Raw genomic sequence first — 15403 nt, 5'->3', positions numbered from 1 at the left:
CCCGGACCGACCGGCACGGCCGGTCCGACGGGCAAGAGCGTAAGTCCTCGGGACACGCGGATCTGTTCCGGTGCCGAGGATCACCCCCTGGCGGAGTACAGGCGTGACACGATCTGCCGCATGTCGGTGGTGTCTTCAGTGCTCGTCCCTTACACGTCCTACCTGCGGGTGTACGAGCCGCTCGCCGCCTTCCGGGAGCCCGAACGCGGTCACTGGGCGCGCTACGCCCAGCGTTCCGAGCTCCCCACGGCACAGGACGAACTGCGCCGCTCGCTGGCCGACCTGGTGCCCACCCCGCCGGTCGCCGTGCCCGTCCACGAGAGCGCGGACGCCTTCGTCGCGGAGGTCGACGGCGTGGTGTGCGTCTGCCCGTGGCGTACCCGGATGCGCGGCTGGCTGGCGCTGGAGGAACTCGATGGGCTGTTTCCGGCCACTGTGCTGGACGCGGTCCTCCCCCCGGTGGTGCGGCTCCAGGCGATCGCGGACCACGAGCGGTGGGCGGAGCGGAACCCGGACGCCCGGCCCTGGATCCGGACCACGGTGTGGCATGTCCCGGTGCGCTGGTTCGTCCTGTTCGACGACGAGGAGCGCGAGTACGTCGCGGTGGGCACCGAGGGGCGGCGGCCCCTGCTGCGCTACCGGACGCCGATGGTGCAGGCGCGCCGTCGGCTGGCGAGGGCGCTCAGGACGCTGCGGGAGTCGGTCGACGAAGGGCCGCTGGCCGAGGGGCTGGTGGACGTGGGCCGCTGGCTGGAGGAATTCCATCCGCGCTCCCTGGTGGAGCTGGACTACGGCGGGCTGGTGCACGCGCTGCCGGGGGAGCGGCTCGCCGCGGACCGGTCGGCCGCGGACGTGGCCGAGGGGATCGCCGCGTTGCGGGCCGGGGACAGCGACGCGGCGGGCGTCGCGTACGCGCGTCTCGCCGAGCGGTGGCGCGCGGTACGGGACAGGCAGTCTGCCAACTAGCCCGATAGCTGTGTGAAATGACACGTACCGTCGCATAGACCCGCGATCGGCAGGGAAGAGACATCCCGTGAGGTGTCCGGCATCGGTGGGCGCCGAGGACGCCGGACGGAGGTGAGCGGGATGCGCCGAGGGGAACAGGCGGGCGTCGAGGGGAACTGACGTGCCGTGAACCTGTGTCCTGTGTGATGCGTGTGGCAGGTGAGGCGGGAGTCTCCGCTTCAAGCCCTAGGACCTACGTCCCGAACCGGGCCTTTGCCTCAAGCGTGACGGATAGCACTAACGGGGCCCTTGCGCCCTTCCCTACTCCTCATGCCAAAATAGGACAAGGAGTCCGGGGAGGGCTCCGTTCGTCCAACTATGGGCGGAATGCTCAGCATTGCACGCTATGGGGGGTCTGAGGACTTCTGATGACCCTTGAGCACTCCTGTGACTGATCGTTACTGGGGCGTGACTGTCCGCTATGGCATGGTCCATCGGCTTCCGTCGCTGATGAACACCTGGGAGGGCAATTCCATCGGTTTGGCCGACGTGGCTGGACGGATGGTGTAGTTGTAGTGCCGAGGACAAGCCGTTCGTCCTATAACCGACTCGGCCCGCGTCCGCCATTTCGGGCAACGCGGGTCAAGGTGCAGAATTTAGAGGAAAGAACCGAGATGGTTCGGTTCTCCCGAGGAGGCCGCTCATGACCGCTCGCACCCCTGATGCCGAGCCGCTGCTGACCCCGGCTGAGGTTGCCACGATGTTCCGCGTGGACCCGAAGACGGTCACCCGGTGGGCGAAGGCTGGCAAGCTCACGTCCATCCGCACGCTCGGTGGACATCGCCGGTACCGCGAGGCAGAGGTCCGCGCACTGCTTGCGGGTATTCCGCAGCAGCGCAGCGAGGCCTGACACACCCCTGTCGCCGCAGCCATAACAGGGCTACCCATGGGTCCCCCAACCCCAGGTGCCCACTCATAGCTCCACACGACGGACGCCTGCCCCAACGGGCGTCACACCTGTGCAATGCAGGGCTTGTCGTTAGATCGCGCTGGGCTCCGCCGAGTCCAGCGCGATCTTTTTGTGCCCGAAGCGCACCCGGGGCCTGCCCGTCGGCGCCCGAACAGGCCGACGGGTCGGTTTCCCGGGGGTCGGTGCGCGGCTGTGGTCGGGGCTGTTAGGGACTGTTCGTATGGGTCCCGGACGTCGTGGGGCAGCTCGGGTGGAACGGTCCGGGATGTGCTTCCGGGAGAGTGCAATTGCACATATTAAATTCGCCAGTTGTAGGAAGTGCGTAAAGTCCCCTCCGCGCAAAACTGATTCGGTGACTCCCGTCACACCGGCACGGTCTTGCCAACTACGAGCCTGCCACCGCGAGGGGGCGGATGGCTGCGGCAGATGGTCATGTCGCGGGGGGACTTTCGTCCTCACGCCGGCCCCCGTCCGCCTCCGCGGCGCCGGGAGGTCCGGGTCGCGGCCCGGCGCCCCCGTCGCGGGCGTCGGTGGATTCCTCAGGGGCGTGCGGCGGTTCGGGGGTGTCGCAGGGGCGCGGTCCGCCGTACGGCGGCTGTGGGGCCGTCAGGGGCTCCATCGCGAGCCGCAGCAGGCGGTGGCAGATCGGACAGTGGCGGGTGAGGTGGCGGTAGCCGGACGCCGCCGCCAGATGGGCGCGCAGCAGCGCGCGGGTCTCGTGCCTTGCCGTGGGCGCAGACATACGCGTGCGACCTCCCGGTGGACCCGGCCGCCCCGTGTCGAGGAACAAGGACGGTCTCTGTCCTACGGGTTACCCGCGACGGGTGCCGCCGTCAAGACGCGCGAAAGCCCGGATCCAGAGGATCCGGGCTTTCGTCTACTGCGGTCCTGACGGGATTTGAACCCGCGGCCTCCACCTTGACAGGGTGGCGAGCACTCCAAACTGCTCCACAGGACCAGAATTCGCTGCCGTTCTCTCGTCCGGCTGCGAAGACAGACTCTACAGGAGGTGCGCGGGCCAGGTCGAACTCACCCACGGTGGCGGAGCCGTTACGACCCCGGGGCGGTCCGGGTCACGGCGCCGCCGCGTCGATCGCCTTCACGATCCGCTTGTCCGAGACGGGCTGCGCGGTGCCCAGCGCGTGCGCGAAGTAGCTCACCCGCAGCTCCTCGATCATCCAGCGGATGTCGAGGACCTCCTGCGGAACGGGACGCCCCTGCGGCAGCTGCTCCAGCAGCCAGGCGTACTCGTCCTGCATCTCGTGGACCTTCTCCATGCGCGTGGTGTCGCGCTGGACGTTCGTCGGCATCTGCTGCAGCCGGCGGTCCTCGGCGACCAGGTAGCGCATCAGGTCGGGCAGCCTGCGCAGCCCGGTCATGGTGACGAACCCGGGCGGTACGAGGCGGGCGAGGTGGTCCCTTACGTCCGTGACGTTGTTGATCAGGACCAGGCTGTTCGTGGCCTTCAGCCGGCGCTCGCACGCCTGCCAGGCCGCGAGGATCTGCTGCACCTGCTTGATCGTGCGTACGGTCAGGTCCACCAGGTCCGCGCGCACCTTGTCGTACAGCCTGCGGAATGACGCCTCGTCCCAGGCCGGGCCGCCGTGCGCGGCGATCAGCCGGTCGGCCGCAGCCGTCGCGCAGTCGTCGAAGAGCGCCTGGATCGAGCCGTGCGGATTCCGGGACAGGGCGAGCTTCTGCTGGTTGGTGAGCGTGTCCGAGGCGAACTTCGCGGGGTTCACTGGGATGTTCAGCAGGATCAGCTTCCGGGTGCCGCGCCACATCGCCTGCTGCTGCTCGGCCTCGGTGTCGAAGAGCCGTACGGCGACGGCCTGGCCCTGGTCGACGAGCGCCGGGTACGCCTTGACAGGCTGGCCGGCCCTCCGCGTCTCGAAGATCTTGTCCAGCGTGCCGATCGTCCAGTCCGTGAGGCCCGAACGCTCGACGGACTCGCCCGAGGGGCCCGCGGTGGCCGCAGCGGCCTGGGAGAGGGCCTGACGGGCCTTCGGGCGCAGCTGGATCTTCAGCGCCTCCAGGTCCTTGTCCTCGGCGACCCTGCGGCGCCGCTCGTCGACGATCCGGAAGGTGATCTTCAGGTGGTCCGGGACGCGGGAGAGGTCGAAGTCCTCGGCCGTGACCGGCACGCCGACCATCCGCCGCAGTTCCCGGGCGAGCGTCAGTGGCAGGGGCTCCTGGAGCGGGACGGCCCGGTCCAGGAACTTCGCCGCGTAGTCCGGGGCCGGGACGTAGTGCCGGCGGATCGGCTTGGGCAGCGAGCGGATCAGCTCGGTGACCACTTCCTCGCGCAGGCCCGGGATCTGCCAGTCGAAGCCCTCGGAGGTGACCTGGTTGAGCACATGGAGCGGGATGTGGACCGTCACACCGTCCGCGTCCGCGCCGGGCTCGAACTGGTAGGTCACCCGGAATTTGAGCTTCCCCTGGCGCCAGGAGTCCGGATAGTCGTCCTTGGTGACGGCGGACGCCTTCTCGTTGATGAGCATCGAACGCTCGAAGTCGAGCGCGTCCGGCTCGTCACGGCGCTTGTGCTTCCACCAGGAGTCGAAGTGCGCCCCGGAGACGATGTGCTCCGGGATCCGCCGGTCGTAGAAGTCGAAGAGCGTCTCGTCGTCCACGAGGATGTCGCGGCGCCGGGCGCGGTGCTCCAACTCCTCGACCTCGCCGAGCAGTTTGCGATTGTCGTGGAAGAACTGGTGGTGCGTACGCCAGTCCCCCTCGACCAGGGCGTTCCGGATGAACAGATCGCGGGACGCCTCCTGGTCGATACGGCCGAAATTGATCTTGCGCTGGGCGACGATCGGTACCCCGTAGAGCGTGACCCGCTCGTACGCCATCACCGCCGCCTGGTCCTTCTCCCAGTGCGGCTCGCTGTAGGTGCGCTTCAGCAGGTGCTCGGCGAGCGGCTCGATCCACTCCGGCTCCACCTTGGCGTTGACCCGCGCCCAGAGCCGGGACGTCTCGACCAGCTCGGCCGACATCACGAAGCGCGGCTGCTTCTTGAACAGCGCGGACCCGGGGAAGACCGCGAACTTGGCGCTGCGGGCACCCAGGTACTCGTTCTTCTCGGTGTCCTTCAGTCCGATGTGCGACAGCAGCCCCGCGAGCAGCGAGGTGTGCACCGCCTGCTCGGGCACGCCCTCGTCGTCCCTGGGCTCCTCGACTGCGATGCCCATCTGCTTGGCCACCGTGCGCAGCTGGGCGTAGATGTCCTGCCACTCGCGGATGCGCAGGAAGTTCAGGTACTCCTGCTTGCACATCCGGCGGAAGCTGGAGGAGCCCCGCTCCTTCTGCTGCTCCCGGACGTAACGCCACAGATTCAGGTACGCCAGGAAGTCGGACGTCTCGTCCTTGAAGCGGGCGTGCTGCTGATCGGCCTGCGTCTGCTTCTCCGAGGGCCGCTCACGCGGGTCCTGGATGGAGAGCGCCGCGGCGATGACCATGACCTCGCGGGCACAGCCGTTCCGGTCGGCCTCGATGACCATGCGGGCCAGGCGCGGGTCCACGGGCAGCTGCGAGAGCTTGCGCCCGAGCGGGGTGAGCCGCTGCCCCTTCTTCCCCTCCTGGGGGGACTTCTCCTCCGGTTCAAGCGCACCCAGCTCCTGGAGCAGCTGGACACCGTCGCGGATGTTGCGGTGGTCCGGCGGGTCGATGAAGGGGAACTTCTCGATCTCGCCGAGACCCGCCGCGGTCATCTGGAGGATGACGGAGGCGAGGTTGGTCCGCAGGATCTCGGGGTCGGTGAACTCCGGACGGGTGACGAAGTCGTCCTCGGAGTACAGCCGGATGCAGATGCCGTCCGACGTACGGCCGCAGCGGCCCTTGCGCTGGTTGGCGCTGGCCTGCGAGATCCGCTCGATCGGCAGCCGCTGGACCTTGGTGCGGTGGCTGTAGCGGGAGATGCGGGCGTTGCCCGGGTCGATCACGTACTTGATGCCGGGGACGGTCAGCGACGTCTCGGCGACGTTCGTCGCCAGAACGATCCTGCGGACGATGCCGTTGGGGGTCCGCTGGAACACCCGGTGCTGCTCGGCGTGCGAGAGGCGCGCGTAGAGGGGGAGCACCTCGGTGTGCCGCAGACTCCGCTTGTTCAGCGCGTCCGCGGTGTCGCGGATCTCCCGCTCACCGGAGAGGAAGACCAGGACGTCGCCGGGGCCCTCCGACTGGAGCTCGTCGACGGCGTCGCAGATCGCGGTGATCTGGTCGCGGTCGGAGTCCTCGCCGGCCTCTTCCAGCAGCGGGCGGTAACGCACCTCGACCGGGTACGTACGCCCGCTGACCTCCACGATCGGCGCCTCGCCGAAGTGCTTGGCGAAGCGCTCCGGGTCGATGGTCGCCGAGGTGATGACGACCTTCAGATCGGGGCGCCTGGGCAGCAGCCGCGCCAGATAGCCCAGCAGGAAGTCGATGTTCAGCGACCGCTCGTGGGCCTCGTCGATGATGATCGTGTCGTACGCGAGGAGCTCGCGGTCCGTCTGGATCTCGGCCAGCAGGATGCCGTCCGTCATCAGCTTCACGAACGTCGCGTCCGGGTTCACCTGGTCGGTGAAGCGCACCTTCCAGCCGACGGCCTCGCCGAGCGGGGTCTTCAGCTCGTCGGCGACCCGCTCGGCGACCGTACGGGCCGCGATCCGGCGGGGCTGGGTGTGCCCGATCATGCCCCGGACGCCGCGCCCCAGCTCCATGCAGATCTTGGGGATCTGCGTGGTCTTGCCGGAACCCGTCTCACCCGCGACGATCACGACCTGGTGGTCGCGTATCGCCTCCAGGATCTCGTTTTTCCTCCGGCTGACCGGAAGCTGTTCCGGGTACGACAGGGCGGGCATCCGCGCGGCGCGTCCTGCGAGCCGTTCGGCTGCCTTCCCGGCCTCGGCGGCGATCTCGTCCAGCACGGACTGTCGGGCCTCGGGCTTGCGGATGCGCCGGGCACCCTCGAGACGACGGCCGAGCCGGTTCGCGTCGCGGAGCGAGAGCTGCCCGAGCTGGGACTGGAGATCGGCGAAGGAAGTAGACATACGGATCCCAGGATCTCACCCGGGCGCAAGGAGTGGCGAACCATTTCACGCGGACTCCGTCACGTGCCCCGCGCGGCCGGGTCCACGCCCCTCCGCCGTGCCCCGCGCGGCCGGGTCCACGCCCCTCCGCCGTGCCCCGCGCGGGCCGGCCCGCATCCCTCCGCCGCCACCCCGGGCACGGCCTCGGTGACCGAGCGGGCGCGGGGGATCACAGCACGTACCATTTCGGGCAGCTGATCATCCGTACCCATCGAGGCGGTCCCGTGTCCCGTGCGCAGTGGTGCTGCCTGGTGGCAGCGCTCGCCGTCGTACTGGGACTGCTCGGCGCACCCGCGGTGACCGGGGCCGTCCCGGTGTCCGGCCCCGTCGTGGCAGCCGCCGCGGACACCGGCATACCGGGCTGCGACCGGAACAGGGACCACGAGGGCTCCGATCCCGTCCTGCCGGCCCGGACCCGCGCCGCGCACGACCTGGCGCCCGGCCCCGTCGCGGCCGTCCTGCCCGCCGCCGGACGGGACCGCCCGCCGGCCGTACGGCTCGCCGTACGCGGTCCCCGGCCCGCCACACCCACACCCGTGGAGCTCTCCGTGCTGAGGGTGTAGGCGGACCCGCCTCCCCTCCTCCTTCCCGCAGACCGCACGCACCAGCACGGAGTCCCGCATGCCCACGCCCACCCGCCCGTCGTCCAAGAAGCCGCTCGTCTTCGGCGCCGTCGTCGTCCTCGCCGCAGGCCTGCTCGGCTTCGTCTCCTACCGGGCCACCGCCCCCGACAACCCGGACTCCGGTTCCGCCGTCGTCGGCACGACCGCGGAACCGGACACCGACATGTACGCGGAGCTGGCGAAGCTCGCCCGCCGCGACTCCGGCGACAAGCTGGCCCAGGGCCGCGCCGACGCCCCCGTCGTCCTCATCGAGTACGCCGACTTCAAGTGCGGCTACTGCGGCACCTTCGCCCGGGAGACCGAACCCGAGCTGGTCGAGAAGTACGTGAAGGACGGCACCCTGCGCATCGAATGGCGCAACTTCCCGATCTTCGGCAAGGAGTCCGAGGCCGCCGCCCGCGCCTCCTGGGCGGCGGGGCAGCAGGACCGCTTCTGGGCCTTCCACCGGGCCGCCTACGCGAAGGGGGCCAAGGAGAAGGGCTTCGGCCAGGACCGGCTCAAGGAGCTCGCCCGGCAGGCCGGGGTCAAGGACCTCGACCGCTTCGTACGCGACACCGACAGCGCGGCCGCCACGGAAGCGGTCGGCAAGGACCAGGAGCAGGCGTACGGCATCGGCGCCACGTCCACCCCGTCGTTCCTCATCAACGGACGCCCCGTCGCCGGAGCACAGCCGACGGCCGTCTTCACCCAGGCCGTCGAAGCCGCGGCGGCGGACGCCGCGCACGTGGGCAGCGCCGGGGACCCCGCCAAGTGACCCAGGACATCGGCTACTTCGCGGCCCTGCTCGGCGGGCTGCTCGCCCTGGTCAGCCCCTGCAGCGCCCTGCTGCTCCCGGCCTTCTTCGCGTACTCCGTCGACTCCGTCTCGCGGCTGCTGGCCCGGACCGGGATCTTCTACGCCGGACTCGCCACCACCCTCGTCCCGCTCGGCGCCGCGGGCTCGTACGCCGGACGGCTCTTCTACGGGCACCGCGACGCACTCGTCCTCGGCGCGGGCTGGCTGATCATCGGGCTCGGCATCGCCCAGATCGTGGGCCTGGGCTTCGCCTCCCGCCGGATCGCCGCCCTCAGCGGCCGTATCCGGCCCACGACCGCGCTCTCCGTCTACGCCCTGGGCTCGGTCTACGGGCTGGCCGGCTTCTGCGCGGGCCCGATCCTGGGCAGCGTCCTCACGGTGGCGGCCGTCAGCGGAAGTCCGGTCTACGGCGGGCTGCTGCTCGCCGTCTACGCGCTGGGCATGGCCGTGCCGCTGTTCGTGCTCGCGCTGCTCTGGGAACGCTTCGACCTCGGACGGCGGGCCTGGCTGCGCGGCCGGACCCTGCGCGCCGGCCGCTTCGAGCTGCACACCACGTCCCTGCTCTCCGGTCTCCTCTTCATCGGACTCGGAGTGCTCTTCCTCAGGTACGACGGGACGACCGCACTGCCCGGACCGCTGGACGCCGACACCGCGTTCGCCGTCGAGCAGTGGGCGCAGGGCGTCGGCCGGAGCGTGCCCGACGCCTTGGCGCTGGGGGCCGTGGTGGGTGTGGTGCTGCTGATCCTCGGTGTGCGGGCGTGGCGGCGGCGTACCGGACGGGAGGAGGAGGAAGTGGCCTGACAACGGCGAAGGCCCCGTCCACCGGACGGGGCCTTCGGGGTGGTGGCTGGGGCCGGGATCGAACCGGCGACCTATCGCTTTTCAGGCGATCGCTCGTACCAACTGAGCTACCCAGCCACGCAGCTCATACGGGCTGCAGCGGTCCTGACGGGATTTGAACCCGCGGCCTCCACCTTGACAGGGTGGCGAGCACTCCAAACTGCTCCACAGGACCAAGCAATGTGCGAGACAAGTCTCGCACACGTTAAAGCGTGCCCCCAACGGGATTCGAACCCGTGCTACCGCCTTGAAAGGGCGGCGTCCTGGGCCACTAGACGATGAGGGCTAAGGGCCCACCTGCGCGCTTTCCAGCGCGTCGGGGACGTGAGAAGCATATGGGATGCGGGGAGGTATCGCCAAAACGGTTTACGGGGAGGTCGCGGAGACGGTCGGGGAGGGCGACGGCTTGGCCGGGTTCTCCTCCGGCAGATGGCGGCTGACCTCGGCCGTCGTCAGGCCCAGGCCGCCCAGGGTGATCTCGTCCCAGGCCTGCAGACGCCGCGTGGCGCGGTCCAGGTAGAGCACCGAGGTGCGCACCTTCTCGGGCTTCTCGTTCTGCACGGCGCGCAGTCCGCCGCCGCCGGTGGAGCCCTCGACCTTCAGCCGCGTGCCCAGCGGCAGCAGTTCGTTCACCCGGTGGTGCACATGGCCCGCCAGCACGAGAGGAACCGTTCCGTCGGTCTGCCGTGCGGCGTTCGGGTCGTGGGCCACCGCGATGTCCACGGGGGTGCCGGCCCGCTTCTGGTCGCGGAGCGCGGAGGCGAGCCGCATGCCGGCCAGCTCCTCGGCCGCCCGGCCGCCGGTGGGGCGCGAGCGGTCCGGGGTGAACTGCGGGTCGCCGGTGCCCGCGATCCGCAGCCCGGCGACGTCCACGGCGCTGCCCCCGTCGAGGACGTGAATGTTCCTCAGGTCCTTCAGATAGGCCTGGGTGATCTTGGAGTCATGGTTGCCCCGCACCCACACGTACGGCGCCCCGAGCTCGCGGGCCGGGTCGAGGAAGCCGTTCTCGGCGGCCGTGCCGTGGTCCATGGTGTCGCCCGAGTCGATGATCACGTCGATCTCGTACTGCTCGACGAGCGAGCCGATGATGTGCCAGGCGGCGGGGTTGAGGTGGATGTCCGAGACGTGCAGCACCCGGATGGTCGCCGGGTCGGGCCGGTACACGGGGAGCGTGGACGTGGCGTCGTACAGCTTGGTGACGTTGGTGACGAGCCGGGCCAGCTCCTGCTGGTAGACGTCGAAGTCGGTGACGATCGAGCGGGCGTCGCCGACGACCGAGGGGGCGCTGGAGAGCAGCCCGGAGAATCTGGGCTCGAGGACGGACTTCGGGTTCCAGGTGGCGTACGCGCTGATGCCGGAAGCGGCCAGCAGCGCCAGGGCGAGCCCTCCGGCGGCCAGTGCGCGGCGGGGGCGGCGGTAGACGGCGAGGCCGAGCGCGGTGGCGCCGGAGACCACGGCCACGCAGGAGCGGACGGCCAGCTCCCGGGTGCCGGCGGCGACGTCCGTGGTGACCTCGTCCTGGAGGCCGGACAGCCGCTCGGGGTGCTTGACCAGGGCCTGCGAGCGTTCGGGATCCAGCTGGTCGACGTCGACGTCGAGGCGGACCGGGGCCACGTGCGAGTCCAGTTCCAGCGCGCCCAGCGGCGACACGTTGATCTTCGTACCGCCGCTCAGGGACGGCCGCAGGGTCATGGTCGTGTCCATGGGCCCCACCGGCGTACGCACGCTGCCGACGATCAGCAGCCCCAGCCAGGCCCCCAGCACGACGACCGCGAGCAGGCCGAGCACCCGCGTGTACGGATGCGGGGCCGTGGCCGGTGTGCTGACGGGTGCCGTGGTGCGGGAGCGGTGGTGGCGGCGGACTCGGAGGACTGCGGCGCGGAACGGATCGCGGGCCATTGGGCGCGTATGCCCCGATCGGGCGGCGGGCATGCGGGCGGTGCGGCGGGTGTGGGCCGGGCGGGTGGCCGCCGGGCCGGTACGGCCCCGCCCGTTCCGGCCCGGCGTACGTGACAATGGCCGGGTGCTGGAGATGACGCGCGAGGAGTTCGAAGAGCTGGTGAGCGTGGCCCTGGACCGGGTCCCGTCCGAGCTGATGCGGCTGATGGACAACGTCGCGGTGTTCGTCGAGGACGAGCCCGAGGACCCGGAGGACCGGGAACTGCTGGGGCTCTACGAGGGCACACCGCTCACGGAGCGCGGCGAGTGGTACGCGGGGGTGCTGCCGGACCGGATCACCATCTACCGGGGGCCGACGCTGCGGATGTGCGAGACGCGGGAGGACGTCGTCGCCGAGACGGAGATCACCGTGGTCCACGAGATCGCCCACCACTTCGGCATCGACGACGAGCGGCTGCACGAGCTGGGGTACGGGTGAGCTACCGGGAGCCGCCGCCCGGCCGTCCGGACGTGGGCCTCTCCGTACCGGCGCGGCGCGCCGGGGCCGAGGAGGGGGCCGGCCGGTGGCGGGTCCTGGCCGTGATCGCGGCGGGCGGCGCCCTGGGGGCCTCGGCCCGCCACGCTGCCTCCCTGGCCTGGCCGGCCGCCGAGGGGGCGTTCCCCTGGGCGGTCCTGGTGGTCAACGTGTCGGGCTGCGCGCTGATCGGGGTGCTCATGGTGCTGGTCGCCGAGCGTGGCGTGGTGAGGCATCCGCTGGTCCGGCCCTTCCTGGGCGTCGGTGTGCTCGGCGGCTTCACCACGTTCTCGACCTACGCGGCCGATGTGTCGGAGCTGCTGAACCGTCAGGAGCCGCTGGTGGCGATGGCGTACGCGTCGGGGACGGTCGTGGCGGCGCTCGGGGCGGTGTGGGCGGCGGCCGTGCTCACGCGGGCGCTCGTGGGCGGGGACCGGCGCGGGCGGACGGCGTGAACTGGCTGCTGGTCGCCCTCGGGGGCGCGGTCGGTGCGCCGCTGCGCTATCTGACGGACCATGCGGTGCGGGCGCGCCACGGGACGGGGCTGCCGTACGTGTTCCCGTGGGGGACCTTCACCGCCAACGCGGCGGGCAGCCTGCTGCTCGGGGTGCTGACCGGGGCCGCGGTGTCCGGACACACGTACGCCTTGCTGGGTACGGGGCTGTGCGGGGCGCTGACGACGTACTCGACGTTCTCCTACGAGACGTTGCGCCTCGCCGAGACGGGCCGCGGCTTCCTCGCCGCGGCCAATGTGCTGGCGTCCCTGCTGGTGGGACTCGGGGCGGTGTTCCTGGGGGTGGAGCTGGCCGGGGGCTTCGGGGGCTGACGGCCGGGCCCGGGAACGGCCGCCGTGTGCGGGTGTTGTGTCCGGGCGTGTCCCCGGCGGGGGCGGGGGAGTTGAACACCACACTTCCTCTGCTCCGCCGACTCCCCGCTCCCGGAGGTGCCACCTCGTGCGCCAGTTGTCCGCCCGCGTCCGCCGGGCAGCCGTCACCGCGCTGACGATCGCCGCGTCCACCGGCTGTATGAGCGTCGGTGGCGACGCCGGGGAGCCGGCCCCGTCACGCCCGGCCGGTCAGAAGGGGGTACAGGCCGAACCGGACGGCGACACCGTGCCCGGCACCGGACGGGCCGGCTTCGGGAGCGGCCGTGCCGAGGCGCAGTCCGACCGGGACCGCCCCCGCGAGCCGGACCCGAGAGCGTCCGGGAAGGCCCCTTCGGCGGCCCCGGGCGACCCCCGGCCGGCCCCCGGTCCCGGCACCCCCGAGCCGAGCCTGGGCGGCCACCTGCCCACTCCCGGGCCGAGCGCTCCGGGGCCGGGTGAGCCGCCGCCCCCGCCGGTCACCCCGGAGCCGCCCCCGCCCTCTCCCGATCCGGAGCCGTCGGAGCCCCCGGAGCAGCCCTCGGCCTCACCCGCGGCGCAGTTCCGGACCGATGCGATGGGGCCGTCGGAGCGGGTGGAGGTGTGGCCCACCCCGAAGGCATCACCGCAGGTCGCGCCGGTGTGAGGGGGGTCGCGGAGGAGCCGGTTTGCCGAAAGTGGGGGTGAGTGCGTATGGTAGTAGATCGTTTGATCCCATTGCCCGGCGCCGACACAGAAGAGCGCCGTGTGGCGCGTACTCTCCCTTGCCGTGGCTGGACCGCATTGAGGCGGTCGAAATTGCGAAAACACGGAGTTACGGGCGCGTGCCGAGACTCCGGAAGGTTTCGCATTTCGCATGTCAATTTCCAGTTCTGAAAACACCGTCATGTCCGAGAACGTCGAGAACAACGAGATCGTGGAGATCGCGGAGGCCGTCGTGGCCGCCGCTCCCGAGGCTCCCGTCGACACCGTCGAGACCCCCGCCCCCGCCTCCGACGAGGTCGTTGAGATCTCCGGCGAGACCGCCGAGATCTCCGGTGAGGACGCCGCCGACGTCGAGGACGCCGCCGACGCCGAGCCGACCGTCACGTTCGCCTCGCTCGGACTGCCCGACGGCATCGTCCGCAAGCTCGCGCAGAACGGTGTGACCGCGCCCTTCCCGATCCAGGCCGCGACCATCCCGGACGCCCTGGCCGGCAAGGACATCCTGGGCCGTGGCCGTACCGGCTCCGGCAAGACGCTCTCCTTCGGTCTGCCGACCCTGGCCTCGCTGGCCGGTGGCCACACCGAGCGCAAGAAGCCCCGCGCGATCATCCTCACGCCGACCCGTGAGCTCGCGATGCAGGTCGCGGACGCGCTGCAGCCCTACGGCGACGTGCTCGGCCTGAAGATGAAGGTCGTCTGCGGCGGTACGTCGATGAGCAACCAGATCTTCGCGCTGGAGCGCGGTGTCGACGTCCTCGTCGCCACCCCGGGCCGGCTGCGCGACATCATCAACCGTGGCGCCTGCTCCCTGGCGAACGTCCAGGTCGCGGTCCTCGACGAGGCCGACCAGATGTCGGACCTGGGCTTCCTGCCCGAGGTCACCGAGCTGCTCGACCAGATCCCCGGTGGCGGCCAGCGCATGCTCTTCTCCGCCACGATGGAGAACGAGATCGGGACGCTCGTCAAGCGCTACCTGAGCAACCCGGTCACCCACGAGGTCGACAGCGCCCAGGGCAACGTCTCGACCATGTCGCACCACGTCCTCGTCGTGAAGCCGAAGGACAAGGCGCCGGTCACGGCCGCGATCGCCGCCCGTAAGGGCCGCACGATCATCTTCGTCCGCACCCAGCTGGGCGCCGACCGCATCGCCGAGCAGCTCATCGAGTCCGGCGTGAAGGCGGACGCGCTGCACGGCGGCATGACGCAGGGTGCCCGTACCCGCGTGCTCGAGGACTTCAAGAAGGGCTTCGTCCACACGCTCGTCGCCACCGACGTCGCCGCCCGCGGTATCCACGTCGACGGCATCGACCTGGTCCTGAACGTGGACCCGGCCGGTGACCACAAGGACTACCTGCACCGCTCGGGCCGTACCGCCCGCGCCGGGAAGTCCGGTGTCGTCGTGTCGCTGGCGCTGCCGCACCAGCGCCGTCAGATCTTCCGCCTCATGGAGGACGCGGGCGTCGACGCCTCGCGTCACATCGTCCAGGGCGCGGGCGTCTTCGAGCCGGAGGTCGCCGAGATCACCGGCGCCCGTTCGCTGACCGAGGTGCAGGCCGACTCCGCGAACAACGCGGCCAAGCAGGCCGAGCGCGAGGCCGCCGACCTCACCAAGCAGCTGGAGCGCATCCAGCGCCGTGCCGTCGAGCTGCGCGAGGAGGCCGACCGTCTGGTCGCCCGTGCCGCCCGTGAGCGGGGCGACGACCCGGAGGCGGCGGTGGCCGAGGTGGCCGCCGAGGCCGAGGCCGCGCTCATCGCGGCATCCGTGCCGGAGCAGCCCGCGGCCCGCGAGGACCGTCGTGACGAGCGGGGCAACTACGGCCGCCGTGACGACCGTGGCGGCGACCGCGGTGGGTACCGCGGTGGCAACGACCGTGTCGGCGAGCGCAGTGGCCGTCCCACGGGTGGGAACGGCTACCGCGGCAGCAGCGACCGTCCGTCGTTCCGTGGCAGCAACGACCGTCGTGAGGACCGTCCGGTCGGTGGTGGCTTCCGCTCCGGTGGTGGCGACCGTCGTGACGACCGCGGCGGCGACCGTGGCGGCCGTCCCTTCGAGCGTCGTGACAACGACCGTCCCGCGTTCAACCGTGACCGTCGTGAGGACCGTCCGGTCGGTGGTGGCTTCCGCTCCGGTGGTGGCGACCGTCGTGACGACCGCGGCGGCGACCGTGGCGGCCGTCCCTT

The 15403-nt window shown here is 71.0% G+C and carries 13 protein-coding genes and 4 tRNA genes; 10 read left to right on the top strand and 7 right to left on the bottom strand.

Annotated elements, in window-relative coordinates; translation table 11 throughout:
• Positions 1–120 precede the first annotated feature (120 nt).
• Both ACFWVP_RS12370 and bldC read left to right on the top strand, forming a co-directional pair.
• Complete coding sequence (locus ACFWVP_RS12370; RefSeq protein WP_384495955.1) at positions 121–966, top strand: hypothetical protein; 846 nt, start codon at positions 121–123, stop codon at positions 964–966.
• A 682-nt stretch (positions 967–1648) separates the two neighbouring features.
• Positions 1649–1855, top strand: a complete 207-nt coding sequence (gene bldC / locus ACFWVP_RS12365) for a developmental transcriptional regulator BldC (protein WP_003949541.1) — start codon at positions 1649–1651, stop codon at positions 1853–1855.
• A gap of 490 nt (positions 1856–2345) precedes the next feature.
• On the opposite strand, the gene ACFWVP_RS12360 is transcribed toward bldC, so the two are convergent.
• The 3 genes from ACFWVP_RS12360 to hrpA all read right to left on the bottom strand — a co-directional run bounded on the left by ACFWVP_RS12360 (position 2346) and on the right by hrpA (position 6945).
• Positions 2346–2657: a DUF6274 family protein gene (locus tag ACFWVP_RS12360; protein WP_384495953.1), complete on the bottom strand. Its 312-nt coding sequence runs from the start codon at positions 2655–2657 to the stop codon at positions 2346–2348.
• 141 nt (positions 2658–2798) lie between these two features.
• Positions 2799–2873: transfer RNA gene (locus ACFWVP_RS12355), tRNA-Asp, on the bottom strand.
• Positions 2874–2988: 115 nt separating this feature from the next.
• Positions 2989–6945, bottom strand: coding sequence for an ATP-dependent RNA helicase HrpA (gene hrpA, locus ACFWVP_RS12350; RefSeq protein WP_384495951.1), 3957 nt, complete (start codon positions 6943–6945; stop codon positions 2989–2991).
• Between the two features lie 263 nt (positions 6946–7208).
• Here hrpA and ACFWVP_RS12345 point away from each other — a divergent pair, with 263 nt between their 5' ends.
• Genes ACFWVP_RS12345 through ACFWVP_RS12335 form a run of 3 tightly spaced genes read left to right on the top strand, consistent with a single transcriptional unit; the run spans position 7209 to position 9203 of the window.
• Positions 7209–7547, top strand: coding sequence for a hypothetical protein (locus tag ACFWVP_RS12345; protein ID WP_384495949.1), 339 nt, complete (start codon positions 7209–7211; stop codon positions 7545–7547).
• Positions 7548–7605: 58 nt separating this feature from the next.
• On the top strand, positions 7606–8361 hold the full coding sequence (locus ACFWVP_RS12340; RefSeq protein WP_384495947.1) for a DsbA family protein: 756 nt from the start codon (positions 7606–7608) through the stop codon (positions 8359–8361).
• Positions 8358–9203 (top strand): cytochrome c biogenesis CcdA family protein, encoded by an 846-nt coding sequence (locus ACFWVP_RS12335; protein ID WP_384495945.1) that lies wholly within the window; start codon positions 8358–8360, stop codon positions 9201–9203. The genes ACFWVP_RS12340 and ACFWVP_RS12335 overlap by 4 nt, the downstream gene beginning before the upstream one ends.
• A gap of 40 nt (positions 9204–9243) precedes the next feature.
• Here ACFWVP_RS12335 and ACFWVP_RS12330 read toward each other — a convergent pair.
• The 4 genes from ACFWVP_RS12330 to ACFWVP_RS12315 form a co-directional block, all read right to left on the bottom strand.
• A tRNA-Phe gene (locus tag ACFWVP_RS12330) sits at positions 9244–9320 on the bottom strand.
• A gap of 22 nt (positions 9321–9342) precedes the next feature.
• Positions 9343–9417: transfer RNA gene (locus ACFWVP_RS12325), tRNA-Asp, on the bottom strand.
• A gap of 38 nt (positions 9418–9455) precedes the next feature.
• Positions 9456–9528: transfer RNA gene (locus ACFWVP_RS12320), tRNA-Glu, on the bottom strand.
• A gap of 80 nt (positions 9529–9608) precedes the next feature.
• Positions 9609–11141: a metallophosphoesterase gene (locus ACFWVP_RS12315; RefSeq protein WP_384495943.1), complete on the bottom strand. Its 1533-nt coding sequence runs from the start codon at positions 11139–11141 to the stop codon at positions 9609–9611.
• 124 nt (positions 11142–11265) lie between these two features.
• On the opposite strand from ACFWVP_RS12315, the gene ACFWVP_RS12310 reads away from it, so the two are divergent.
• The 5 genes from ACFWVP_RS12310 to ACFWVP_RS12290 form a co-directional block, all read left to right on the top strand.
• Complete coding sequence (locus tag ACFWVP_RS12310) at positions 11266–11619, top strand: metallopeptidase family protein (RefSeq protein ID WP_384495941.1); 354 nt, start codon at positions 11266–11268, stop codon at positions 11617–11619.
• Positions 11616–12110: a CrcB family protein gene (locus tag ACFWVP_RS12305; RefSeq protein WP_384495939.1), complete on the top strand. Its 495-nt coding sequence runs from the start codon at positions 11616–11618 to the stop codon at positions 12108–12110. Before ACFWVP_RS12310 ends, ACFWVP_RS12305 begins: the two co-directional genes overlap by 4 nt.
• Positions 12107–12481: a fluoride efflux transporter FluC gene (locus tag ACFWVP_RS12300; protein WP_384495937.1), complete on the top strand. Its 375-nt coding sequence runs from the start codon at positions 12107–12109 to the stop codon at positions 12479–12481. Before ACFWVP_RS12305 ends, ACFWVP_RS12300 begins: the two co-directional genes overlap by 4 nt.
• Positions 12482–12608: 127 nt before the next feature.
• The gene (locus ACFWVP_RS12295; RefSeq protein ID WP_384495935.1) at positions 12609–13163 is read left to right on the top strand and encodes a hypothetical protein; all 555 of its coding nucleotides are present in this window, start codon (positions 12609–12611) and stop codon (positions 13161–13163) included.
• A 240-nt stretch (positions 13164–13403) separates the two neighbouring features.
• Positions 13404–15403: DEAD/DEAH box helicase (locus ACFWVP_RS12290; RefSeq protein WP_384495933.1), on the top strand; the 2000-nt coding region annotated here is incomplete at its 3' end.

This window comes from Streptomyces sp. NPDC058637 (genome assembly GCF_042717325.1).
Taxonomy (GTDB): domain Bacteria; phylum Actinomycetota; class Actinomycetes; order Streptomycetales; family Streptomycetaceae; genus Streptomyces.
This window is presented reverse-complemented; position numbering and strand designations above follow the sequence as displayed.

Excerpts from the sequence above, each read along its gene's own strand:
- ACFWVP_RS12370 (WP_384495955.1), top strand. The coding sequence starts at position 121 with ATGTCGGTGGTGTCTTCAGTGCTCGTCCCTTACACGTCCTACCTGCGG.
- bldC (WP_003949541.1), top strand. The coding sequence starts at position 1,649 with ATGACCGCTCGCACCCCTGATGCCGAGCCGCTGCTGACCCCGGCTGAG.
- ACFWVP_RS12360 (WP_384495953.1), bottom strand. The coding sequence starts at position 2,657 with ATGTCTGCGCCCACGGCAAGGCACGAGACCCGCGCGCTGCTGCGCGCC.
- hrpA (WP_384495951.1), bottom strand. The coding sequence starts at position 6,945 with ATGTCTACTTCCTTCGCCGATCTCCAGTCCCAGCTCGGGCAGCTCTCG.
- ACFWVP_RS12340 (WP_384495947.1), top strand. The coding sequence starts at position 7,606 with ATGCCCACGCCCACCCGCCCGTCGTCCAAGAAGCCGCTCGTCTTCGGC.
- ACFWVP_RS12315 (WP_384495943.1), bottom strand. The coding sequence starts at position 11,141 with ATGGCCCGCGATCCGTTCCGCGCCGCAGTCCTCCGAGTCCGCCGCCAC.